General features: G+C 73.1%; 16 protein-coding genes and 1 pseudogene. 2 read left to right on the top strand and 15 right to left on the bottom strand.

Annotation, left to right across the window (positions count from 1 at the left end):
* Positions 1-13: 13 nt before the first annotated feature.
* The 12 genes and pseudogenes from PV342_RS18605 to betA form a co-directional block, all read right to left on the bottom strand.
* The gene (locus PV342_RS18605) at positions 14-1216 is read right to left on the bottom strand and encodes a globin domain-containing protein (RefSeq protein ID WP_500317933.1); all 1203 of its coding nucleotides are present in this window, start codon (positions 1214-1216) and stop codon (positions 14-16) included.
* An 89-nt stretch (positions 1217-1305) separates the two neighbouring features.
* Entirely contained in the window at positions 1306-1755 is a 450-nt protein-coding gene (locus PV342_RS18600; protein ID WP_018560413.1) for an RrF2 family transcriptional regulator, read from the bottom strand.
* 62 nt (positions 1756-1817) lie between these two features.
* Positions 1818-2411 (bottom strand): sarcosine oxidase subunit gamma, encoded by a 594-nt coding sequence (locus PV342_RS18595; protein WP_386997341.1) that lies wholly within the window; start codon positions 2409-2411, stop codon positions 1818-1820.
* Positions 2404-5487: a sarcosine oxidase subunit delta gene (locus tag PV342_RS18590; RefSeq protein ID WP_500317931.1), complete on the bottom strand. Its 3084-nt coding sequence runs from the start codon at positions 5485-5487 to the stop codon at positions 2404-2406. Before PV342_RS18590 ends, PV342_RS18595 begins: the two co-directional genes overlap by 8 nt.
* 12 nt (positions 5488-5499) lie before the next feature.
* Positions 5500-6732 (bottom strand): sarcosine oxidase subunit beta family protein, encoded by a 1233-nt coding sequence (locus PV342_RS18585; RefSeq protein WP_386997345.1) that lies wholly within the window; start codon positions 6730-6732, stop codon positions 5500-5502.
* Positions 6733-6950: 218 nt separating this feature from the next.
* A pseudogene (locus PV342_RS18580) lies at positions 6951-7271 on the bottom strand (serine hydroxymethyltransferase); the annotation flags it as partial.
* Between the two features lie 60 nt (positions 7272-7331).
* Positions 7332-9773, bottom strand: a complete 2442-nt coding sequence (locus tag PV342_RS18575) for a GcvT family protein (RefSeq protein ID WP_500317928.1) — start codon at positions 9771-9773, stop codon at positions 7332-7334.
* Between the two features lie 266 nt (positions 9774-10039).
* Complete coding sequence (locus PV342_RS18570) at positions 10040-11047, bottom strand: ABC transporter substrate-binding protein (protein WP_386997347.1); 1008 nt, start codon at positions 11045-11047, stop codon at positions 10040-10042.
* A gap of 19 nt (positions 11048-11066) precedes the next feature.
* Positions 11067-13052 carry an ABC transporter permease subunit gene (locus PV342_RS18565; RefSeq protein WP_500317926.1) on the bottom strand — a complete coding sequence of 662 codons (1986 nt, stop codon included), beginning with the start codon at positions 13050-13052 and terminating at the stop codon, positions 11067-11069.
* The gene (locus PV342_RS18560) at positions 13052-14152 is read right to left on the bottom strand and encodes a quaternary amine ABC transporter ATP-binding protein (protein ID WP_500317924.1); all 1101 of its coding nucleotides are present in this window, start codon (positions 14150-14152) and stop codon (positions 13052-13054) included. The genes PV342_RS18565 and PV342_RS18560 overlap by 1 nt, the downstream gene beginning before the upstream one ends.
* Positions 14153-14172: 20 nt before the next feature.
* Positions 14173-15642, bottom strand: a complete 1470-nt coding sequence (locus tag PV342_RS18555; protein ID WP_400797587.1) for an aldehyde dehydrogenase family protein — start codon at positions 15640-15642, stop codon at positions 14173-14175.
* A gap of 140 nt (positions 15643-15782) precedes the next feature.
* Entirely contained in the window at positions 15783-17447 is a 1665-nt protein-coding gene (betA, locus tag PV342_RS18550; RefSeq protein ID WP_500317922.1) for a choline dehydrogenase, read from the bottom strand.
* Positions 17448-17656: 209 nt separating this feature from the next.
* Here betA and PV342_RS18545 point away from each other — a divergent pair, with 209 nt between their 5' ends.
* Positions 17657-18454 (top strand): IclR family transcriptional regulator, encoded by a 798-nt coding sequence (locus PV342_RS18545; RefSeq protein WP_500317921.1) that lies wholly within the window; start codon positions 17657-17659, stop codon positions 18452-18454.
* Here PV342_RS18545 and PV342_RS18540 read toward each other — a convergent pair.
* From PV342_RS18540 to PV342_RS18530, 3 genes are all read right to left on the bottom strand, one after another.
* Positions 18442-19575, bottom strand: coding sequence for an aromatic ring-hydroxylating oxygenase subunit alpha (locus PV342_RS18540; protein ID WP_386997357.1), 1134 nt, complete (start codon positions 19573-19575; stop codon positions 18442-18444). The genes PV342_RS18545 and PV342_RS18540 overlap by 13 nt on opposite strands.
* An 82-nt stretch (positions 19576-19657) precedes the next feature.
* Positions 19658-20827, bottom strand: coding sequence for an NAD(P)/FAD-dependent oxidoreductase (locus tag PV342_RS18535; RefSeq protein ID WP_500317919.1), 1170 nt, complete (start codon positions 20825-20827; stop codon positions 19658-19660).
* Positions 20824-21186: a bifunctional 3-phenylpropionate/cinnamic acid dioxygenase ferredoxin subunit gene (locus PV342_RS18530; RefSeq protein ID WP_500317917.1), complete on the bottom strand. Its 363-nt coding sequence runs from the start codon at positions 21184-21186 to the stop codon at positions 20824-20826. Before PV342_RS18530 ends, PV342_RS18535 begins: the two co-directional genes overlap by 4 nt.
* A gap of 275 nt (positions 21187-21461) precedes the next feature.
* On the opposite strand from PV342_RS18530, the gene PV342_RS18525 reads away from it, so the two are divergent.
* Positions 21462-22187, top strand: coding sequence for a response regulator transcription factor (locus tag PV342_RS18525; protein WP_400797573.1), 726 nt, complete (start codon positions 21462-21464; stop codon positions 22185-22187).
* Positions 22188-22218: the final 31 nt, after the last annotated feature.

The raw sequence follows: 22218 nt of genomic DNA, 5'->3' as shown, positions 1-22218 counted from the left end.
CCAGTGTGGCCGGTCAGTCGCGGGCGAGCCACAGGTCGGGGCCGAAGACCTCGTAGTGCACGGCCGAGGCGGGCACACCGCGCTCCAGCAGCTGGGTGCGGACGGCGCGCATGAAGGGCAGCGGGCCGCACAGGTAGGCCCGCAGGCCGTCGGGCAGCTCGACGCCGGACAGGTCGACCCGGCCGGCGCGGTCGCCGGGAGCGGCGCCGGTGCCCGGGTCCTCGTACCAGAAGTGGGTGCTTCCGCCGGGGAGCTTCTCGGCCAGGGCGCGGTGGTCGGCGGCGTGGGCGTGGTGTTCCGGTGTGCGGTCGCCGTGGACGACGGTCACGGGCGCGGCGTAGCCGTCGCCGGCGAGCCGGTGCAGCATGGCGAGCATCGGGGTGCAGCCGATACCGGCCGAGGCGAGCAGCAGGGGTCCGCCGTCGTCGGCGAGGACGATGTCGCCGTAGGGGGCCGACAGCTCGACGCGGGCGCCCTCGCCCACGTGGTCGTGGAGGTGGGCCGAGACCTCTCCGTCCGGGTCGCCGGCGAGGCCGCGCTCGCGCTTGACGGTGATCTGCCGGGTGGTGTCGCCGGGGGCGCCGGAGAGGCTGTACTGCCGGATCTGCCGGGCGCCGTCGGGGAGTTCGACGCGCACCGAGACGTACTGGCCGGGGCCGAAGTCGGGCAGCGGCAGGCCGTCCGCGGGGCGGAGCCGGAAGGAGACGACGTCCTCGGTCTCCCGCACCTTCCCGGCGACCTCCCAGGGGCGCCAGGCGTCCCCGGCCAGGACGCCGCGCTCGGCGTACAGCCGCTGCTCGATGGCGATGAGGGCGTTCGCCATCAGCCAGTAGACCTCGTCCCAGGCGGCGGCGACCTCCTCGGTGACGGCGTCGCCCAGCACTTCGGCGATGGCGGCGAAGAGGTGCTTCTGCACGATGTGGTACTGGCCGGGGCTGATGCCGAGGGAGCCGTGTTTGTGGGCGATGCGGGAGAGCATCGCGTCGGGCCGCTGACCGGGGTGTTCGACCAGGACGGTGGCGAAGTGGGCGATCGCTCCGGCGAGGGCCTCGCGCTGGGTGCCGGCCGCCTGGTTGCCGCGGTTGAACAGGTCTCGCAGCAGCTCGGGGTGGGCGTCGAAGAGCCGGTCGTAGAAGAGCGCGGTGATCTCGGAGATCGCGCCGCCGACGGCGGGCAGGGTGGCGCGGACGGTCGCTGCGGACTTCTCGCTGAGCATGGACGTGCTCCCTAATTTGGTATCTGGAATTCGCATTAAAGGACGTGCGGAGGCCGCCCTCGACAGGCGGTCGGTGCGGGGTGGCCGGATCAGTCCCGCGGGCCGGGCGGGCCGGAGCCGACCAGCCCCACCAGGACGGGCCCGGTGGGTGCGGCGGTCAGGTCGGCGACCGTCAGCGGGTCCAGGGAGGCGTAGAAGGCCTCCTGCGCCCGGCGCAGCGCGCCGCGCAGCCGGCAGGCACCGGCGAGCGGGCAGGGCGTCTCGCCCTCGCAGTCCACGACGTCGCCGACCCCCTCCAGCTCCCGCACCAGCCGGCCGACCGAGGCCGTCCGTCCGGCGGGGGTGAGTTCGAGGCCGCCGCCGCGGCCGCGGCGGGTCTCGACGACTCCCAGGTGCTGCAGCCGGGCCACGACCTTGGCGAGGTGCGAGTACGGGACCCGCATCGCCTCGGCCACGTCCCGGGCGGTGGACGGCTCGTCCTTGACTGCCAGGGCCATCACCGCGCGGAGCGCGAGGTCGGTGGACTTCGTCAGGCGCATGCCCCGAGGCTAGATAATGCGAAGGGCAGATTCAAGTTAAGAGGGGGTGTGTGCGGCCCACGTCACACGTACTCCGTGGCGGCGTCCAGGAGCCAGTCCGTGAGGTAGCCGGCGAAGGAGGAGTGGACCAGCACCCAGAAGCCCGCCCTCGTCTCCTCCCTGGCCACCAGCACCACCTGGGCGCGGGCCAGGGCGGTCCGCGCGCAGGCGCCGGGGCCGAACACCTCCGGGTGCAGGTCGAGCGAGCAGCCGTGCGCCAGCAGGTCGCGGGCGCGGGGTCCGGAGACCAGCAGGGTGGTGCGCTGGGCGGAGACGTCGGTGACCGAGACGTGCGCCTCGCCCGCGGCCTTGCGCAGACGGGCCTCCAGGTCCTCCTGGGCGCCGGGCGGCCCCACCACGAGCCACTGGTCGGGACCGAGCCACAGGACGGCCAGGTCACCGGTGCGGACGGAGGTGCACGGCTCCAGGGGAAGCGGCGCGCCCAGGGCGAGCCCGGCGGCCTCGGCGGCCGGGCCGCCCGGGTCCAGGCGCAGGTCGATCTGCGCGAGGAAGGGCAGTTCGGCCAGGCGCAGTGCGCCTCCCGAGGCCCGGGTCACGGCGGTGAGGCGGCCGGCCGCGGCCGACAGCGGACTGAGGCGGGTGTCGGTGTCAGCCATCGCGGCGGGCCCCCTCGGGGTCGTAGAGGACGGGGGAGGCGACGGTCACGGGCACCAGGCGTCCGCCGACGGGCGCGTAGAGCCTCTCCCCCACCCGCTCGCGGCCCCCCTTGACCAGGGCGAGCGCGAAGGTGCGGCCGAGGGCGGCGCTGCGGTAGCTGGAGCTGACGTGGCCGAGCGCCGTGACGGGGGGCCGGGGCGGCAGCGGGCCCGCGACGAGGTGGGTGCCCTCGGGAAGCAGCAGCCCCGGGTCCTCGGGCAGCAGCCCGACCAGGTGCTTGCGATCGGGGCGGGCGGTGTCGGCGCGGGTGTGCGACCGCTTGCCGACGAAGTCGCGCTTCTTCTTCGACACGACCCAGCCCATGCCGAGGTCCTGCGGCGTGACCGTGCCGTCGGTGTCCTGGCCGACGATCGGATAGCCCTTCTCGGCGCGCAGCACGTGCATGGTCTCGGTGCCGTACGGGGTGGCGCCGGCGGCCCGCACCGCCTCCCAGAGGGCGGTCGCCCGCCAGGGCAGGACGTTGATCTCGTAGGCCAGCTCCCCGGAGAAGCTGATCCGGCACACCCGGGCCGGCACCCCCGCCACCGTCGCGTCGCGCCAGGCCATGAAGGGGAACTCGGCCCTGCCCACGGCGAGTCCGGGGGCGAGCGCGCCCAGCACCTCGCGGGAGCGCGGGCCCACGAGGGCGACGGTGGCCCACTGCTCGGTCACCGAGGTGCAGTGGACGCGCAGTTGCGGCCACTCGGTCTGCAGCCACTCCTCCATCCAGTCCAGGACGGCCGCGGCGTTGCCCGTGGTCGTCGTGGCCAGGAAGCGGTCCTCCGCGAGGCGGATCACGGTGCCGTCGTCGAAGACCATGCCGTCCTGGCGGCACATGACGCCGTAGCGGATCATGCCCGGGCACAGGGTGGACATCACATTGGTGTAGAGCCGGTCGAGGAACTCCGCGGCGTCCGGGCCCTGCACGTCGATCTTCCCGAGGGTCGAGGCGTCCATGAAGGCGACGTCCTCACGGGCGGCCCGGCACTCGCGCAGGACGGCGGCCGCCATGTCCTCGCCCGCGCGCGGGTAGTGACGGGGGCGCTTCCACTGGCCCACGTCCTCGAAGACCGCGCCGTCGGCGACGTGGAGGCCGTGCAGCGCCGTCACCCGGACCGGGTCGTGGAGCGCGCCCCGGTCGCGGCCCGCGAGCGCGGCAAAGGACACGGGCGCGTACGGGGGGCGGTACGTCGTGGTGCCGAGCGCGGACACCTCCACGCCGAGCAGCCCCGCGACGACGCCCGAGGCCAGGACGCCCGAGGTCTTGCCCTGGTCGTTCGCCGTGCCGGCGGTGGTGTAGCGCTTGGTGTGCTCGACCGAGCGCATCCCGGCCGCCGTGGCGCGCCGCAGGTCGGCCACGGTGACATCCCGCTGCAGGTCCACGAAGCGCGGGCCGGGGGCGGTCACGGGGACGTCGAAGAGGGTGAGCGGCGGGCGGCCGGGTCCCGGTTCCGGTGGCGGGAGGAGGGGCCGGACCGGCGTGAAGCCCTCGGCGGCGAGCGCCCGTGCGGCGGCGGCCACGCCCTCCGCGGGGGTGGCGGCGAACTCCACGGCCTGGTGTGTCGATCCGGGCACCGGGACGAAGGCGCCGCGGGCCTCGTCGTAGCGCACGGCGCCGCCCGCCTGGCCGAAGAGGTGGCCGACGGGGTTCCAGCCGCCCGAGACCAGCAGCAGGTCGGCCTCGATCCGCCGGTCGCCGAGCAGCACGGCCGTCAGCCGGTCCGTCCCCTCGGTGCCGGTGACGTACACGCCGTCGCGGGCGTCGGCGACCGCCGCGATCTCCACGCCGGCGGCCGCCAGGTCGCGGATGACGGCGCCGGTGCTGTCGTTGGTGGTGAACACCACGGCCCTGCGGCCGGGGACGACGCCGTACCGGCGCACGTAGGCGCGGGCCGCGCCGGCCAGCATGACGCCGGGGCGGTCGTTGTCGGGAAAGGCCAGGGAACGCTCGTGCGCGCCGGTGGCCAGCACGACCCGGCGGGCGCGGACGCGGTGGACGCGTTCGCGGGAGACATGGGCGGGGGCGGCGGCGCCGAGGTGGTGGGTGCGGCGCTCCAGGGCGAGGACGTGGTTGTCGTCGTAGTGGCCGAAAACCGTCGTACGGCGCACGACGCGGATCCCGTTCTCCGCGGCGAGGAGGGCCTCGGTCGCGGCGACCCAGTCCAGGTGCCGTCCGCTGCCGAGGAGGCTGCCGCCCGGTTCGGGCTGCTCGTCGGCGAGGATCACCCGTGCGCCGCTGCCGGCGGCCGTGGCGGCGGCCGCCAGCCCGGTGGGGCCCGCGCCGACGACGAGCAGGTCGCAGTGGGCGTGGACGGCGTCGTAGCGGGCCGGGTCGGGACCGGTGGCGAGCCTGCCCTGACCGGGAAGGCCGGTGGCGACGAGTCCGTCGTAGAGCTCCACGGTCGTCGCGGGCATCATCGGTTCCGGGAAGGGGGCCTCGATCTGCACCACGGCGTTGGGCTCCTCGACGCCGGCCGAGAAGACGCCGCGCGGGCGCCCCAGCCTGATGCCGGTACCGGTGGCGATGACGCCGTTGGCGAGCAGCGCGGAGGCGAGGGTGTCACCGCGGTAGCCGGTGTACGCCGTGCCGTCGAAGGTGAACGTCACAGGCGTGGCGCGGTCGATGCGCCCGCCCTCGGCGAGCCGGAAGGGCTGTGCCGGGTCGCGCGCGGGACGAAGGGCGGGGACCGGGGCGGGGGGCCCGGACGGGCCGGGGCGGGGCGCCTCGCCGGCGGGGACGGGCGCGGGGATGGACACGCGGGCGGGCGCGGGGCTGGACGCGGGGGCCGAGGCGCCGGTGACGAAGCGGTTCGTCGCGGTGTCGCGCACCGCGTCGAACCAGCGGCGGCAGCCCGCGGCGTGCATCCAGCGCTCGGCGAAGGGGCCCTTGGGGTTGTCGCGGAAGAAGAGGTGGCGGGCCCACTCCTCGTCCGTCAGGGCGGCCGGGTCCCGCGGGTAGGCGAGGTGCGCCTGACCGCCGTAGTGGAACTCGGCCTCGTCGCGGGGCCCGCACCAGGGGCAGGGGATGAGCAGCATCGATCGGGCTCCTCAGTGGGCGACCGCGGCCGCGCCGTGCTCGTCGACGAGCGCGCCGGTGGTGAATCGTTCGAGCGAGAAGGGCGCGGCCAGGGCGTGCGGGGTGTCGTGGGCGATGGTGTGCGCGTAGACCTGGCCCACACCGGGCGTGGCCTTGAAACCGCCCGTACCCCAGCCGCAGTTGAGGTAGAGGCCGCCCACCGGGGTGAGTCCGACGATCGGTGACGCGTCCGGGCTGACGTCGACGATGCCGCCCCAGGTGCGCAGCAGGTGGGCGCGGGCGAAGACCGGGAAGAGTTCCAGCGCGGCGGCCATCTGCCGCTCGATGACGTGGAACGCGCCGCGCTGGGTGTAGGAGTTGTAGGCGTCGATCCCCGCGCCCATGACGAGTTCGCCCTTGTGGGCCTGGCTGACGTACACGTGCACCGCGTTGGACATGACGACCGTGGGGTGCACGGGCTCCAGCAGCTCGCTCACCAGCGCCTGCAGCGGGTGGCTCTGCAGGGGCAGGTCGAATCCGGCCATGCGCGCCAGCACCGAGGAGTGGCCGGCGGCGCAGAGTGCCACCTTGCCCGCGGCGATGGGCCCGAGGTTCGTACGTACGCCGGTGACCCGGCCGTCGCTGACGTCGATGCCGGTCACCTCGCAGTTCTGGACGAGGTCGATCCCGGCGGCGTCGGCCGAGCGGGCCAGGCCCCAGGCGACGTGGTCGTGCTTGGCGATGCCGGCGCGCGGCTGGTGGGTCGCGCCGAGCACCGGGTACCGCACGTCCGGGGAGGTGTTGACGATCGGGCAGACCTCCTTGACCTGCGCGGGGTCGAGCCATTCGGCGTCGACCCCGTTGAGCCGGTTGGCCTCCACCCGGCGGACGCCCTCCCGCACGTCCTGGAGGCTGTGGGCGAGGTTGAGGACTCCGCGCTGGGAGAAGAGGATCGGGTAGTCAAGCTCCTCCTCCAGCCCCTCCCACAGCTTCAGGGCGTGCTCGTAGATGCCGGCGCTCTCGTCCCAGAGGTAGTTGGAGCGGATGATCGTGGTGTTGCGGGCCATGTTGCCTCCCGCGAGCCAGCCCTTCTCCAGCACGGCCACGTCGGTGATGCCGTGGTCGCGCGCCAGGTAGTGCGCGGTGGCCAGGCCGTGCCCGCCGGCGCCGACGACCACGACGTCGTAGCTGCGCCTGGGCTCGGGCGTGCGCCAGAGGAAGTCCGGGTGCTCGGGGAGCTCGGCCCCCGGGGTGCGGGGGGTCATCGGGCGACGTCTCCGTCCAGCGGCAGGTGCGGGTCGAGCGGGTGCGCGGCGGCCAGGGCCTCGGTGCGGGCGTGCAGCGCCGGCAGGTCGGGCCCGGGGCGCAGGGCGAGCGCGACGGCGTCGGCGACCTCGGCGAAGTCCTCCTCGGCGAAACCGCGGGTGGCCGGCGCGGGCGGGCCGATCCGCGGTCCCGAGATGACCATCGGCGGACGCGGGTCGAAGGGGACGGCGGTGTTGGCCTGGGCGCCCGAATGCGGCTGGACGTTGGCGTGCGCGGCGCCGAAGAGGGCCTTGACCCGGTCGACGGCGAGCCGTTCGGTGACGTCGACGTGCTCGCCGCCGTCGTAGTAGCGGCGGCCGGGGTGGCCCTCGGCGTACTTGTCGGTCGGCATGGAGCCCTGGGCCTCCATGACGGCGGCGGGCGCGAGGTTCTCCGAGGCGATCATCTCCAGGGTGGACCGCTGACGGGCCGATTCGGCGCGCAGCGCGGCGTGCACCTCGGGGTCGAGCGCGGACAGGGGGGCGGTGAGCGGGTTCATGCGCGGGGATTCCTCTCAGCGGCGCCGTCGGAGGTCTCGCGTGGTGCCGTCCGCGCGGTGTCAGCCGCGGAGGCGGGACATGGCCGGGTCGAACAGCGGCTCCGCGGCGACGCGCGCCGCCACGCGCCGGTCGAAGTACCCGATGTCGAGGGCGCGCCCGGGCTCGGAGAGCTCCGCCGGCAGCCACGCGTAGGCGATGCCCTTGCCGATCGTGTAGCCGTAGGCGGCGCTGGTCACATAGCCGACCGGCCGGTCGCCGTCGTACACCGGCTCCTTGCCCATCACCACGTCGCCCGGGTCGTCGACGGTCAGGCAGGTGAGCCTGCGCCGCACCTGCTCGCGGCGCCGGGCGAGCGCGGTCTTGCCGGTGAAGTCGTCCTTGTCCTCCTTGACGGCGAAGGCGAGGCCGGCCTCGTACGGGTCGTGCTCGAAGGTCATGTCGGTGCCGAAGGAGCGGTATCCCTTCTCCAGGCGCAGGCTGTTGAAGGCCCCGCGCCCGGCGGGGACGCCGCCCAGCGGCCGGGCGGCGGCCAGCAGGGTGTCCCAGAGCTTCAGGCCGAGGTCCGCCGTGGTGTAGAGCTCCCAGCCGAGCTCGCCGACGTAGGACAGCCGCATCGCTGTCACGGGCACGGCCCCGACGTGCGCCCGCTTGGCGCGGAAGTACTTCAGGCCCTGGTCGGAGAAGTCGGTGTCGGCGAGCGGCTGCAGGACCTCGCGGGCGAGCGGCCCCCACAGGCCGATGCAGCAGGTGCCCGCGGTGATGTCGCGGACCGCGACGGTGCCGTCGGCGGGCAGGCGCCGGGTGAGCAGGTCCAGGTCGAGGTTGCCGTTGACGCCGACCTGGAAGAGATCGCGGCCGAGGCGGGCCACCGTGATGTCGCTGCGGATGCCGCCGCCGTGGTCCAGGAGCAGGGTGTACGTCACCGAGCCCACCGACTTGTCGACATTGCCGGTGGTGAGCCGCTGCAGGAAGGCGGCCGCGCCGCGTCCGGCGACCTCCAGGCGCTTGAGCGCGGTCATGTCGTACAGGGCGACGGTCTCCCGGGTCGCCTGCGCCTCGGCGCCGACGACCGGCGACCAGTAGCGGGCCGCCCAGTCGTTCGGCGCGGGGATCGAACGCCCCTCCAGCAGCGGGGTGTTGGACTCGTACCACTGCGGCCGCTCCCAGCCGTTCGCCTCCAGGAAGAACGCCCCGAGCTCCTCCTGGCGGGGGTGGAAGGCACTGGTGCGGATCGGGCGCGGGGCCCCGGCGGGCTGGAGCGGGTGGATGATGTCGTAGACCTCGGCGAAGTTGCGGCAGCCGCGGGCGAGCACGTAGTCGGGCGCGAGCTGGTGCGGTTCAAAGCGGTTGACGTCGCACTCGTGGAGGTCGAAGGACGAGCAGTGGCCGTCCACCAGCCACTCGGCCATCGCCCGGCCGACGCCGGCCGAGTGGGTGACCCAGACGGCCTCGGCTACCCAGAACCCCTTCACCCGCGAGGACTCCCCGAGCAGCGGCATGCCGTCGGTGGTGAAGGAGAACAGGCCGTTGATGCCCTCCTCGACCTTGGCGTCGCGGGTGGCGGGCAGCAGGGACCGGGTCTCGGTCCAGGCGTCGGCGAAGTCGCCCTCGGTGAACGCCAGGACGGACGGCATCCCGTCGGTCTCGTCGAACGCGGCGATGTCGTCGGCGGCGACGGGCATGGGGCGGTGGCCGTAGGAACCGATGCCGATCCGGTCGTGGTGGTCGCGGTAGTAGAGGTCGGCGTCCTGGTGGCGCAGGATCGGGCGGACGGCCTCGGCGGTCTGGCCCGCGAGGGCGGGGACGGGGCCGGTCCAGGCGAGCTGGTGGGCGAGCGGGGTGAGGGGCAGTTCCATGCCGGCCATCCGGGCGACCCGGGGGCCCCAGATCCCGGCGCAGCAGACGACGACGTCGGCCGCGAGCTCGCCGCCGCGGTCGGTGACGACCCCGGTGACACGGCCGTCGTCCTGGGTGACGGCGAGGACTTCGTGGCGTTCGAGGAAGCGGACGCCGCGCTCGGCGGCGCGCCGGGTCTGCGCCTCGACGGCGAGAACCGCCTTGGCGAGGCCGTCGGTGGGGACGAAGAGTCCGCCGAGGACGCGCGCGCGGTCCAGCAGGGGGTGGAGCGCGACGCACTCCTCGGGTCCGACGACCCGGGCCTCGACACCCCACGACGTCACCCAGCCGTGCCGGCGGTGCAGTTCGGCCAGGCGCTCGGGGGTGGTGGCCACCTCCAGGCCGCCGACCTGGAGGAAGCAGGACTGTCCGCCGACGTCGAGGGAGCTGAGCTTCTCGACGGTGTAGCGGGCGAGTTCGGTCATGGTCTTGGAGGGGTTGGTCTGGAAGACCAGGCCCGGCGCGTGGGACGAGGAGCCTCCGGTGGCGGGGAGCGGCCCCTGGTCGACGACCGTGACGTCGGTCCAGCCGGCGGCGGACAGTTCGTCGGCCAGCGCCGCCCCCACGACGCCCGCCCCGATGATGACCACGCGGGGTCCCGTCATCGCCAAACCTCCCAGTTGCTGTCAGCGCAACATGATTCAGGTTGCGCAACTCAATGTGCCGGGCGCCGGAGAGGGTGTCAAGAGGCCCGCCGGAGGCGGGAGAAGGGCCTCCGAGGACCGCAGCGAAGGCCCGGAACGGGCGGGCGGCGGGCGGGGAACGACGGTGCCCGGCGGGCTGTCGGAACAGCCCGCCGGGCACGGGGACGGGGTGGAGCGGGGCGCCCTGGGGGCGGGGTGGCAGGAGCCGGGCGGCAGGGGCGGGGGGACTACTCGACCCAGGCGTCGACCTTGCCGGGGTTCGCCTTCACCCATTTCTCGGCGGCGGCCTCCGGCGTCATCTTGTCCACGGCGATGTACTTGGCGACGAGGTTCTGGTCGTCGTTCGTCCAGTTGAAGTTCTTCACCAGGTCGTAGGCCGGACTGCCGGAGTCGGCGAACTTCTTGCTGACGATCTTGTCCAGATCGTAGACGGGGTAGTCGCAGGCGACCTTCTCCGCGTCCGCGTCGCAGCCCGCCTTGTACGGCGGCAGTTCGACCTTGGCGAGGGGCACCTCCGACAGGAACCACTGCGGCTCGTAGAAGTAGCCGAGCAGCCACTGCTTCTTGGCCTCGGCCTGGCGGAAGGCCTGGATCAGCGCCGTCTCGCTGCCCGCGTACACGACCTTGAAGTCCAGTTCGAGGTTCTTCACCAGGGCGGCGTCGTTGGTGACGTACGACGGGTCGCCGTCCAGGAGCTGTCCCTTGCCGCCGGACTCCGAGGTGCGGAACTTGTCGGCGTACTTGTCGAGGTTCTCCCACTTCGTGATGTCCGGGTACTTCTTCGCCAGCCACGGCGGCACGTACCAGCCGATCACGCCCTTGTTGCCGGTCGAACCGGCCTCGACCGCGGTCTTCTGCTCCTCGATGTACTTCTTCTTCAGGTCGTCGTGGCCCCAGTTCTCCACGATGGCGTCGACCTCGCCGGTGCCGAAGCCCTGCCAGGCGATCTCCTCCTTGAGGTCCTTCTTCTTGACCGTGCAGCCCAGCTTCTCCTCGGCGACGTACGCCACGACCGCCGCGTCCGCCTCGTAGCCGACCCACGGGTTGACGGCCAGGTTGAACGTGCCGCACTTGCCGGAGGAGCCGCCGGATCCGCCGGAACCGGCGGAACCGGCGTCCGAGTCGCCGACCTTGGCGCCGCCGCAGCCGGTCAGGACGAGCCCGAGCACCACCGCTCCGGCCGCCCCGGCACGCCATCGCACGGTCCGGCCGGCCGCCGTCGGGTGTGTTGCCATGTGTCTTCCGCCTCCTGCTCTAGCGCCTGCCGGGCACCCTGGTGGTGCGCCCGGCCGCGGCCTGGGTGATCCGGTCGAACATCACGCCGAGCAAGACGATGGCGAGTCCCGCCGCCAGCCCCTTGCCGTACAGCTCGCCCTGCGAGAAGCCGGCCACGACGTCGTATCCGAGGGCGCCCGCGCCGACCAGGCCGCCCACCACGACCATCGACAGCACGTAGATCAGGCCCTGGTTGGTCGCGAGCACCAGGGCGCCGCGCGACATCGGCAGCTGGACCTTGGTGACGAGCTGCCAGGTGCCGGACCCGGCCGCCGTCGCCGCCTCCACGGTCGTGGCCGGCACTCCCCGTACGCCGTCGGCGACGATCTTCATCGTCACGGGCGCGGCATAGACGACGGCCGCGACGATCGCGGTGAAGCGGCTCGCGCCGAACAGCGCGAGGAACGGTACGAGGTACACGAAGGGCGGCATGACCTGCGCCGCGTCCAGGCCGGGCCGGACGATCCGGTCGGCGAGCGCGCTGCGGCCCATCCACACGCCCACCGTGACCCCGAGCAGCATCACGAGCAGGGTCGCCACGGCGGTCGAGGCGAGCGTGGTCATCGCGTCCTGCCACAGTCCGGTGCCCACCAGCAGCCCCACGCACACCGCCGCGGTGGCGCCGGCGCCGATACCGCCGAGGACCGCGCCCAGGGCCATCAGCACGAGGCCGGTCAGCCACCACGGGGAGTCGGTGAGCAGGGTCTGGAAGGGGTTGAGCAGGGTGGTGGTGAGTACGTCGCGGACGCCGTTCGTGAGGCCGGACAGGTGGTCCTGGGCCCAGGTGGTGACGGTGTCGGCGGCGCTCGCCAGGGAGCGTCCCGCTCCGCCCTCGCCGGGGAACTCCGCGGCCCAGACGTAGGTGTGGGACAGCCAGACCGCGACCGCCGCGGCGACCGCGCCCGCGCCGAGCAGCGGTCCGCGCCACCGCCGCCGGCCGCCGGGGTGCCGCGTCCGCTCGGACCTGACGGCGGCCGCGGTGGTGACCCGGTCCAGGACGATGGCCATGACGACGATGGCGAGGCCGGCGTTGAAGGCGGTGCCCACGTCGAGCGACTGAAGTGCCTGGACGACGGACTTGCCGAGCCCGGGGGCGTCGATGAGGGCCGCGATGGTCACCATGGACAGTGCCGCCATGATGGTCTGGTTGACGCCCATCACCACGGTGCGCCGGGACATCGGCAGCAGCACCTTGGTGAGGGTCTGCGCCCGCGTCGAACCCAGCGACTCCGCCGCCTCCACGGTGGTCGCCGGGACCGAGCGGATCGCGTGCGCGGTGATGCGGACGGCCGGCGGCGCCGCGTAGACCAGCGTGGCGATGGTGGCGGAGGCGGGCCCGATGAGGAAGAAGAGGGTGAGCGGGGCCAGGTAGACGAAGGTCGGCATCGTCTGCATGAAGTCGAGCACGGGTGTCACGACGCGGTTGACCCGCGACGACATCCCGGCCCACACCCCCAGCGGGATGCCGACCAGAAGCGCCACCAGCACCGCCGACAGGGTCAGCGCCAGGGTGTCCATGCTCTCCTGCCACAGGCCCTGCAGCCCGAAGAAGGTGAAGCCCGCCACGGCCAGCAGCGCCACCCGCCAGTTGCCCAGCGCCCAGGAGACGTAGCCGGCGACGGCGACGACGCCGAGCCAGCCGATCTGCGGCACCGGGCGGCCGTCCGGCGGCTGCGAGACCAGCGTCTGGACGAAGGTCACCAGGGTGTCGATGACCAGCCGGATCTCGTTGAAGAAGTAGAGGAACAGCGGGTTGCTGTTGCGGTCCGCGCCGATGGTGTCGTTGACGTCGTTGAACCAGCGGTGCAGCGAGGTCAGGTCGGCGGCCGCGAGGGCGAGCGTCTGCCGGCCGCGCAGCAGCGCGAAAAGCACCAGCCACAGCACGACGATGCCCGCCACCACGGCCCGGCGGCGCAGCCGCAGCGGTACGGGCCGTTCCCGCGTCCCGGAGGCGGCGACCGCCATCACGCGCCGCCTTCCCCGCCCGCGACGACGGCGAGGATCTCCTCGTCGCCGACGACGCCGAGCAGCCGGCCCTCCTCGACGACCCTGACCGGCTTCTCGGCGGCGAGCACGGCCCGCGTCGCCTCGCGCACGACGACGCCGGGGCCGAGTTCGGGGCCGTCGAGGGCGTCGTCGGGCCGGGGGTCGCGCATGATCCAGCGGAGCGTCAGCACATCGGCCCGCGGCACGTCCTTGACGAACTCGCGCACGTAGTCGTCGGCGGGGGCGCCGACCAGTTCGTCGCCCGTGCCGCACTGCACCGTCCTGCCGTCGCGCATGATCAGGATGCGGTCGCCGAGCTTGAGGGCCTCGGACAGCTCGTGGGTGATGAAGACCATCGTCTTGCCGACCTCGCGGTGGAGGCGGATGACCTCGTTCTGCATGTCACGGCGGATCAGCGGGTCGAGCGCGGAGAACGGCTCGTCGAAGAAGAGGATGCCGGGGTCGCCGGCCAGTGCCCGGGCGAGGCCGACGCGCTGCTGCATGCCGCCGGAGAGCTGGTCGGGGTAAGAGTTCTCGTAGCCCGCCAGGCCCACCAGTTCGACGACCTCCATGGCCCGTTTGACGCGCTCGGCCCGGCCCGCGCCGCGGATCTCCAGGCCGTACGCGACGTTGTCGACGACCCGGCGGTGCGGCAGCAGGCCGAAGTGCTGGAAGACCATGGAGAACCTGTTGCGGCGCAGTTCGCGCAGCCGTTTTGCGTCGGCGGCGCGGATGTCCTCGCCCTCCAGGACGACCTCGCCCGCGGTGGGTTCGACGAGCCGGGTCAGACAGCGCACCAGGGTCGACTTGCCGGAGCCGGACAGTCCCATCACGACGAAGACCTCGCCGGGCGCGACGTCGAAGCGGACGTCGCGCACGGCCGCGGTGCAGCCGGTGCGTTCCATCAACTCCCGGCGGCCGAGCCCGCGAAGCTCCAGCGACTGCGGCACCTTGTCGGCCTTCGGCCCGAACACCTTCCACAGCCCGCGCACGGAGATGACCGCGTCCCGGTCCCGGCCCTGGTCCTCGTCGTGCGACGCGCCGCGCCGCTGCGGCACATCGGTCGGTGCTGGGGTCACGGTGGGCCTCTCTTCGGCGTTCAGCCGCGGAACCAGTGCTGCGGCGTGGGTCGGATGTTCTGCCAGATGTGCTTGGGCTCGCGGTACTCGTCCAGGCCGGTCGGTCCCAGTTCCCGGCCCACGCCCGAGTGCCCGAAGCCACCCCATTCCGCCTGCGGCACATAGGGGTGGTAGTCGTTGATCCACACGGTGCCGTGGCGCAGCCGGCGGGCGACCCGCTGCGCGCGGCCGGCGTCCCGCGTCCACACCGCGCCGGCGAGGCCGTACTCTGTGTCGTTGGCGATGCGGACGGCGTCGTCCTCGTCGGTGAACCGCTCGACCGTCAGCACGGGCCCGAAGGACTCCTCGTGGACGACGCGCATGCCCTGATCGCAGTCGTCGAGCACGGTCGGCGGGTAGTAGAAGCCCCCCTGGAGGGCTGGGTCCGCGGGGCGGGCGCCGCCGCAGCGCAGCACGGCGCCCTCGGCGATCCCGGCGGCGACGTACGCCTCGACCTTGTCGCGGTGCGCGGCGGAGATCAGCGGGCCGGTCTCGGCCGCAGGGTCGAAGGGGCCGCCGAGGCGGATGCCCGAGGCGCGCCGTACGACCTCGTCGACGAAGGCGTCGTGCACGGTGTCCTGCACGATCAGCCGCGCCCCGGCGGAGCAGACCTGCCCGGAGTGCAGGAAGACGGCCGTGAGCGCGAAATCCACGGCCGTCTCGAAGTCGGCGTCGGCGAAGACCACGTTGGGGTTCTTCCCGCCGAGTTCGAGGGCGACCCTCTTCACCGTCGCGGCGGCCGCGGCCATCACGCGTCTGCCGGTCCCCAGGCCGCCGGTGAAGGAGACCATGTCGACGCCAGGGTGCTCGGCCAGCGGCGCGCCGGCCTCGGGCCCCGCGCCGAGGACGAGGTTTCCGGCGCCCGGCGGGAGTCCGGCCTCCTCCAGGGCCCGCATCAGCAGCACGGAGGTGGAAGGGGTCAGCTCGCTGGGCTTGAGCACGAAGGTGTTGCCCGCGACGAGTGCCGGGGCGACCTTCCAGGAGGCCTGCAGCAGCGGGTAGTTCCAGGGGGTGATCAGGGCGCAGACGCCGACCGGCTCGTACTCGACGCGGCTGACGGCGTCGTCGCGGCCGGTGTCGACGACCCGTCCGGCGGAGGTGCCCGCGATGCCGCCGTAGTGGCGCAGGCAGGCGACGACGTCGGCGACGTCGTACTCGCTCTCTACGAGCCGTTTGCCGGTGTCGAGGGATTCGGCGCGGGCGAAGTCCTTGGCGTCCCGTTCGATGATGCCGGCGGCGCGGAGCAGGAGGGCGCCGCGTTCGCGCTCCGGGGTGCGCGGCCAGGGCCCGTGGTCGAAGGCGGCGCGGGCGGCGGCGACCGCGTCCTGGGCGTCGGCACGCGTCGCCTCGGAGACCGTCGCGACGTGGGCTCCGTCGGCGGGGCAGCGGATCTCCCGGCGGCCTCCGGCCGCCGCTTCACGCCACTCTCCGTCCAGGTACAGGTCTGCCACGCGCGGAGTCCTCGCTTCGTTGCACATAGCGCATCGAATTGCTTGTGGTGGAACACCCTGTCCGACCGGCCACCGGCCGTCAAGGGGTCGCACGGTGTGTACGGCACATCGTGACCGAGTGAACGGAACCGCGCCCGGGGTCAGTTGGGGGCGGCGTCGCGATGCCGGTAGTACTGCGCCTTCGAGGGCGGCAGGGGCTCACGGCCGAGGATCAGGTCGGCCGCCCTCTCGGCGATCATCATCACGGGCGCGTAGATGTTGCCGTTGGTCACATACGGCATCACGGACGCGTCGACCACCCGGAGCCCCTCCACTCCGTGCACCCGCAGGCTCGACGGGTCGACCACGGCCATCTCGTCGGTGCCCATCCGGCAGGTGCAGGACGGGTGGAGGGCGGTCTCGCCCTCCTTGGCGACCCACGCCAGGATCTCCTCGTCGGTCTCGACACCGGGGCCGGGCGAGACCTCGCCGCCGTTGAAGGGGGCGAGGGCGGGCCGGCCGAGGATGTCGCGGGCGACGCGTACCGCCTCGACCCACTCGCGGCGGTCCTGCTCGGTGGAGAGGTAGTTGAAGCGCAGGGCGGGCTTCTCGCGCGGGTCGGTGCTCCGGATCTTCACCGTGCCGCGGGCGTCGGAGTACATCGGCCCCACGTGCACCTGGTAGCCGTGGCCGCCGGCCGGGGCGGAGCCGTCGTAGCGCACCGCGATGGGCAGGAAGTGGAACATCAGGTTGGGGTACTCCACGTCCTCGTTGCTGCGCGCGAAGCCCCCGGCCTCGAAGTGGTTGGTGGCGGCGGGGCCCTTGCGGAAGAGCCACTGCAGGCCGATGAACGGGTAGCGCCACTTGGCCAGGTACGGCTGCATGGAGACCGGCAGCGTGCAGGCGTACTGGACGTACACCTCCAGGTGGTCCTGGAGGTTCTCGCCGACGCCGGGCAGGTCGTGGACGACGTCGACGCCGAGTCCGGACAGCTCCCGCGCGTCGCCGACGCCCGACAGCTGCAGCAGCTGGGGCGAGTTGATCGCGCCGCCGCAGAGCACGACCTCGCGGGCGCGTACCTGCTCGCGGGCGCCCCTGCGGCGTTCGTACTCCACGCCGACGGCCCGCTTGCCCTCGAACAGGACCTGGGTGACCAGGGCCCGGGTCCGCACCGTCAGGTTGGGGCGGCCGCGCACGGGGTCCAGGTAGGCCCGGGCGGCGGAGAGCCGGCGGCCGCGGTGGACGTTGCGGTCGAAGGGCGCGAAGCCCTCCTGGCGGTAGCCGTTGACGTCGTCGGTGAGCGGGTGGCCCGCCTCCTGGACGGCCTTCAGGAAGGCGGGGAAGAGCGGGCTGGAAGCGGGCCCGCGCTCCAGGACGAGCGGGCCGTCGTGGCCGCGGAACTCGTCGTCGGCGTCGGCGGCGAGGCAGTTCTCCATGCGCTGGAAGTACGGCAGGCAGTGGGCGTAGTCCCAGTGCTCCATGCCGGGGACCTTCGCCCAGCGCTCGTAGTCCATGGGGTTGCCGCGCTGGAAGATCATGCCGTTGATGCTGCTGGAGCCGCCGAGCACCTTGCCCCGGGCGTGGTAGATCCGCCGTCCGCCCATGTGGGGTTCGGGCTCGGACTCGTAGCCCCAGTCGTAGAAGCGGCTGCCGATGGGGAAGGTGAGCGCGGCGGGCATGTGGATGAAGACGTCCCACGGGTAGTCCGGGCGGCCCGCCTCCAGCACCAGGACACGGTTGTCCGGATCGGCGGACAGCCGGTTCGCGAGGGCGCAGCCGGCGGAGCCCCCGCCGACGATGACGAAGTCGTACTGCACGGGAGCCATGTCAGCCTCGTCTCACTCGTCTCGCTTGTCTCGCTCGCCTCAAACGCGCGGCCGACAGGCCGACTGGCGCAGCATGCTAGTACGGTGCCGCTATGCGCACCAGGTTGCGAACGGCGCAACTTGGCGTGCGGGTCTGCGCATTGACCTCTTCCCCGGACCCCGCGCGGGCAGACCGCCATGCCGTTGTTTACCGCGCGTATAGTTTCGCTGTGAGCAACTTCAGTGCAGATACCGAGACAAGCGGTTCACAGCCGGGCGGTGTCCAGTCCGTGGACCGGGCCATCAGCGTGCTGGAGATCCTGGCGCAGCGCGGCGAGGCCGGCGTGAGCGAGGTCGCCGCCGAGATCGAGGTCCACAAGTCGACGGCGTTCCGGCTGCTCGGCGCGCTGGAGGCACGCGGGCTGGTGGAACAGGCGGGCGAGCGCGGCAAGTACCGTCTCGGCTTCGGCATCGTACGGCTGGCCGGCGCGGTGACCGGCCGGATCGACATCACGCAGCAGAGCCGGCCGGTGTGCGAGCGGCTCGCCGAGGAGATCGGCGAGACCGTCAACATCGCGGTGATGGAGAAGCACTTCGCGATCAACCTCTACCAAGTGCGCGGACCGGCGGCGGTGACCGCGCACAACTGGGTCGGCCAGCTCACCCCGCTGCACGCGACCTCCAGCGGCAAGATCCTGCTCGCCCACCTGCCGGCGGGGCAGCGCGCGGAACTCCTCACGGAAGCGGGCCTGGAGAAACTGACCCCGCACACCCTCACCTCGCGGACGAAGCTGGAGAAGAACCTCGCCGGGGCCCGGGAGCGCGGGTACGCCTGGACGCTGGAGGAGCTGGAGATCGGCCTGCACGCGATGGCCGCCCCCGTCCGTTCGCGCGACGGCGAGGTCGTCGCCGCCGTCAGCGCCTCCGGCCCCTCGTACCGCTTCACCCAGGAGCGCATGCACGAGCTCGCGCCGCTGCTGGTCGCCGGGGCGGCCGAGATCAGCCAGCGCATGGGCTACCTGGGCTGAGCGGTGCCGAGGCGCTCGTGCACCCAGTCGTGGAAGCCGGCGATGTGGTGCTCACTGGGGACCAGGACCCCGCCCTTGGCGTAGATCCGGGAGCCCATGGCGGGCTGGCAGCGCTCGCAGGCCTCGAAGTCCTGGCGGTTGACCCGGTCGAAGAGCTCGACGGAGCGGCTGAGGTCGCGGCCCCCGGCGACGACCTCCTCCAGGTAGAGCCAGTCGCACTCGACGACCGTGCGGTCGGCGGCGACCGGGTACATGCGGTGGAAGATCACGTGGTCCGGCACCAGGTTGACGAAGACCTGGGGCCTGATGGTGATCGCGTAGTAGCGCCGGTCCTGGGCCGCGGAGACCCCCGGTATGCGATCCAGCCCGGGCGAGCCGTCCACCGTGAAGCCCTCGACGTCCGCGCCGAACTCGGCGCCGTGGCCGACGTAGTACTGCGCGGCGTAGCCGTCGGCGAACTCGGGGAGCACCTCGGTCAGTTCGGGGTGGATCGTGGCGCAGTGGTAGCACTCCATGAAGTTCTCGACGATGAGCTTCCAGTTGGCCCGGACGTCGTAGACGATCCGCCGGCCGACCCTCAGGTCCTCGATGCCGTAGCGCTCCAGGGACGCCACGTCCCCGAGCCGGGTGACGACCGCGCCGACCACCTGCTCCTCGAAGGAGGGCGGGTCCTCGGCCAGGCAGACCCAGACGTAGCCGAGCCATTCGCGGACGTGGACGGGGACGAGCCCGTACTCGGTGCGGCCCACGTCGGGCATCTTGGTGAGGTTGGGCGCCGCGACGAGCCTGCCGTCCAGGTCGTACGTCCAGGCGTGGTACGGGCATTGGAACGCCCGCCTGACCTCGCCGCCCTCCTCGGTGAGCAGCCGGGCGCCGCGGTGCCGGCACACGTTGTGGAAGGCGCGCACCGCGTGGTCCCTGGACCGGGTGACCAGGATGCTCTCGCGTCCGACGTCCACGGTCCTGAAGGCGCCCGGCCGGCCGAGTTCGGAGGAGCGCGCCGCACAGAACCACATCGCCTCGAAGATGCGCTCCTGCTCCTGGGCGAAGATCCCGGGGTCCGTGTAGTAGGAGCCGGGGAGGGTGGCGATCAGGCTGTCCGGCAGACCGGTCGGGGTCACGGGCACTCCTTGCAGGACGTTGTGTAATGAGCAACGGAGTGTGCATTGCGCAACTGCAGCATGTGGCGCCGGTCGGGCGCTGTCAAGACGTGACGGCGGCCAGCCGCTTGCGCCAACGGGTGAACGACCGGGGCCGGTTCATCCCCAGCACGGCCACCGGCACGCCACCCCTGCGGTAGACCGCGAGCACGTCGCGCCCCTCCGGGGCGCCCTCCTCGACCGTGACGGTGTCGGCCCCCGCGGCGCGGCCCGCGAACTGGATGCGCACGCCGTACTGGTCGGACCAGAAGTACGGCGGGCGCGGCACCCGTTGCCCGCCCGGGCCACCGGACAGCAGCGCGGAGACGGCGGCGGCGGGACGCTCCAGGGCGCCCGTCCAGTGCTCCACGCGGTGGTGCGCGCCCGCGGCCGGGTCGTACCAGGCGGCGCAGTCCCCGACGGCGACGACACCCGGCAGGCTCGTGCGGCCGTCCGCGCCGCACAGCACTCCGTCGCCGATCTCGATCCCGGACCCGGCGAGCCATTCGGTGCACGGGCGGGCGCCGACGCCGACGACCACGGTGTCCGCGGGCAGCCTGCGGCCGTCGGCCAGGACCACGGCCGCCACCCGCCCCTCGCCGTCCGTCCCGGTCCCCCGCACCCCCGTGCCGCACAACAGCCGTACCCCGTGGTCGGAGTGGAGGCCCGACACGACGCCGCCCATCGCCTCGCCCAGCGGCCCCGACAGCGGGGTGGGCGCCGCCTCGACGACGGTGACGTCCAGCCCGAGGGCGTACGCGGTCGAGGCGACCTCGGCCCCGATGAAGCCGCCGCCGATGACGACGAGCCGCCCGCCACGCGCCAGGTCGGCCCGCAGCGCGCGGGCGTCGTCCAGGGTGCGCAGGGTGTGCACACCGGACCCGGCCGCCGCGCCGGGCAGCGTACGCGCCGCGGCACCGGTGGCGACGACGACTCCGTCGGCGGTGACGGTGCGGCCGTCCGCGAGCCCGACGCTCCGCGTCCCCGGATCGAGCGCCACGGCCCGGGTGCCCAGCAGCCAATCGGCGCCGAGGTCCTCGCCGTCCGCCTCCAGGGCCAGGGCCGCCTCGTCGGCCTGACCGGACAGGAACTCCTTGGACAGCGGCGGGCGGTCGTACGGCCGGTGCGGTTCGTCGCCGACGACCACCAGCCGCCCGTCGTACCCCTGGGCGCGCAGCGCCCGCGCCGCCGACAACCCCGCCAGGGATGCGCCGACCACCAGGACCGCTCTCACCCGGCTCCCCCGGCGAGCCGGCCGGCCGCGCACGAGGGGAGGCCGGAAGGCGCCGCGGGCGGCCGTACGTGGATCACACCGTCCTCGACCACGACCTCGTGCGTCCGCACGGGCCGCCTGGCCGGGGGTGCGTCCACCGCGCCCGTCCGCAGGTCGAACTTCGAGGCGTGCAGCGGGCACTCGACCTCGCAGCCCTCCAGCCAGCCGTCCGCGAGCGACGCGTCCTGGTGGGTGCAGGTGTCGTCGATGGCGTAGAGCTCGCCCTCCTCGGTGTGGAACACCGCGACGGGCGGGTCGGTCTCGAGCCGGAAGGCCTCGCCACGCGGGAGATCCGCGAGCCGGCACACGGGAATCATCATGACACCTCGGTGCGTATGGCGGAACTGATTGCGATTGACGCAACATCAGTGTGGGGGTGCCCCCCACCCCTGTCAAGGCATCGCCCGGACACCCGGATCCCTGATCTGACGGAGGATCATCCGCGGTCGGCCGGGGGCCGGCGGCGGGACCGCCGCGATTCGGTCACGGGGGTTGTCCGGCTTCAGCCGAATGACATAATCCGTTCCTCTTCTGCACGCACGACAACGGTGCACGACAACGGCCGGGATCCGGCCCGGAGGAAGTGACCCCCGGCATGAACGTGACCATGTCCGCCCAGCAGCCCCGTGTGCTGGTCGTGGAGGACGAGGCGAGCATCGCCTCGATGCTCGCGATGGCGCTGCAGTTCCTGGGCTTCGACGTGGTCACCGCCGGCACCGGCGGCGAGGCGGTGAAAGCGGCCGCCGAGCGCGCGGCCGACGTGATCCTGCTCGACGTGGGACTGCCCGACCTCGACGGTTTCGAGGTCTGCCGCAGGCTCCGCGCCGCCAGGGTCGACGCGCCCGTCCTCTTCCTCACGGCCCGGGACGCGGTGGAGGACAAGATCAGGGGCCTGGCGCTGGGCGGCGACGACTACGTCACCAAGCCCTTCGACATCAACGAGGTCGCGGCCCGGGTGAACGCCCTGCTGCGCCGGGGCCGGGTCCCCGAGCCCGCCGGGCGCCGGCTGCGCGCGGGCTGGGTCGAGCTCGACGCGGACACCCACGAGGTGTGGCGGCACGGCAGGCCCGTCCAGGTCTCGGCGACCGAGTTCGCGCTGCTGCGCTTCCTGCTGGAGAACCCGGACCGGGTGGTCTCCAGGGGCCAGATCCTCGACGCCGTGTGGAGCTGCGGCTTCCAGGGCGAGTCCGGGATCGTGGAGACGTACATCTACTACCTGCGACGGAAGCTCGGCGACACCGACCAGTCGCTCATCCGCACCGTACGGGGGGCGGGCTACCTGGTCCGGGCCGCGCAGGCGGGCGATACGGCTTCGCGCTGACGGTCCCCCGCGCGCGGCGCTATGTTGGCTT

The sequence above is a fragment of the Streptomyces sp. PA03-3a genome, from assembly GCF_033792735.1.
Classification (GTDB): domain Bacteria; phylum Actinomycetota; class Actinomycetes; order Streptomycetales; family Streptomycetaceae; genus Actinacidiphila.
The sequence above is the reverse complement of the archived record's forward strand: the minus strand, read 5'-3'. Positions and strand labels throughout refer to the sequence as shown.

Bases quoted from the DNA above. Each gene is read 5' to 3' on its own strand.
- PV342_RS18605 (WP_500317933.1), bottom strand. From the start codon at position 1,216: ATGCTCAGCGAGAAGTCCGCAGCGACCGTCCGCGCCACCCTGCCCGCC.
- PV342_RS18600 (WP_018560413.1), bottom strand. From the start codon at position 1,755: ATGCGCCTGACGAAGTCCACCGACCTCGCGCTCCGCGCGGTGATGGCC.
- PV342_RS18595 (WP_386997341.1), bottom strand. From the start codon at position 2,411: ATGGCTGACACCGACACCCGCCTCAGTCCGCTGTCGGCCGCGGCCGGC.
- PV342_RS18590 (WP_500317931.1), bottom strand. From the start codon at position 5,487: ATGCTGCTCATCCCCTGCCCCTGGTGCGGGCCCCGCGACGAGGCCGAG.
- PV342_RS18585 (WP_386997345.1), bottom strand. From the start codon at position 6,732: ATGACCCCCCGCACCCCGGGGGCCGAGCTCCCCGAGCACCCGGACTTC.
- PV342_RS18575 (WP_500317928.1), bottom strand. From the start codon at position 9,773: ATGACGGGACCCCGCGTGGTCATCATCGGGGCGGGCGTCGTGGGGGCG.
- PV342_RS18570 (WP_386997347.1), bottom strand. From the start codon at position 11,047: ATGGCAACACACCCGACGGCGGCCGGCCGGACCGTGCGATGGCGTGCC.
- PV342_RS18565 (WP_500317926.1), bottom strand. From the start codon at position 13,052: ATGGCGGTCGCCGCCTCCGGGACGCGGGAACGGCCCGTACCGCTGCGG.
- betA (WP_500317922.1), bottom strand. From the start codon at position 17,447: ATGGCTCCCGTGCAGTACGACTTCGTCATCGTCGGCGGGGGCTCCGCC.
- PV342_RS18530 (WP_500317917.1), bottom strand. From the start codon at position 21,186: ATGATGATTCCCGTGTGCCGGCTCGCGGATCTCCCGCGTGGCGAGGCC.
- PV342_RS18525 (WP_400797573.1), top strand. From the start codon at position 21,462: ATGAACGTGACCATGTCCGCCCAGCAGCCCCGTGTGCTGGTCGTGGAG.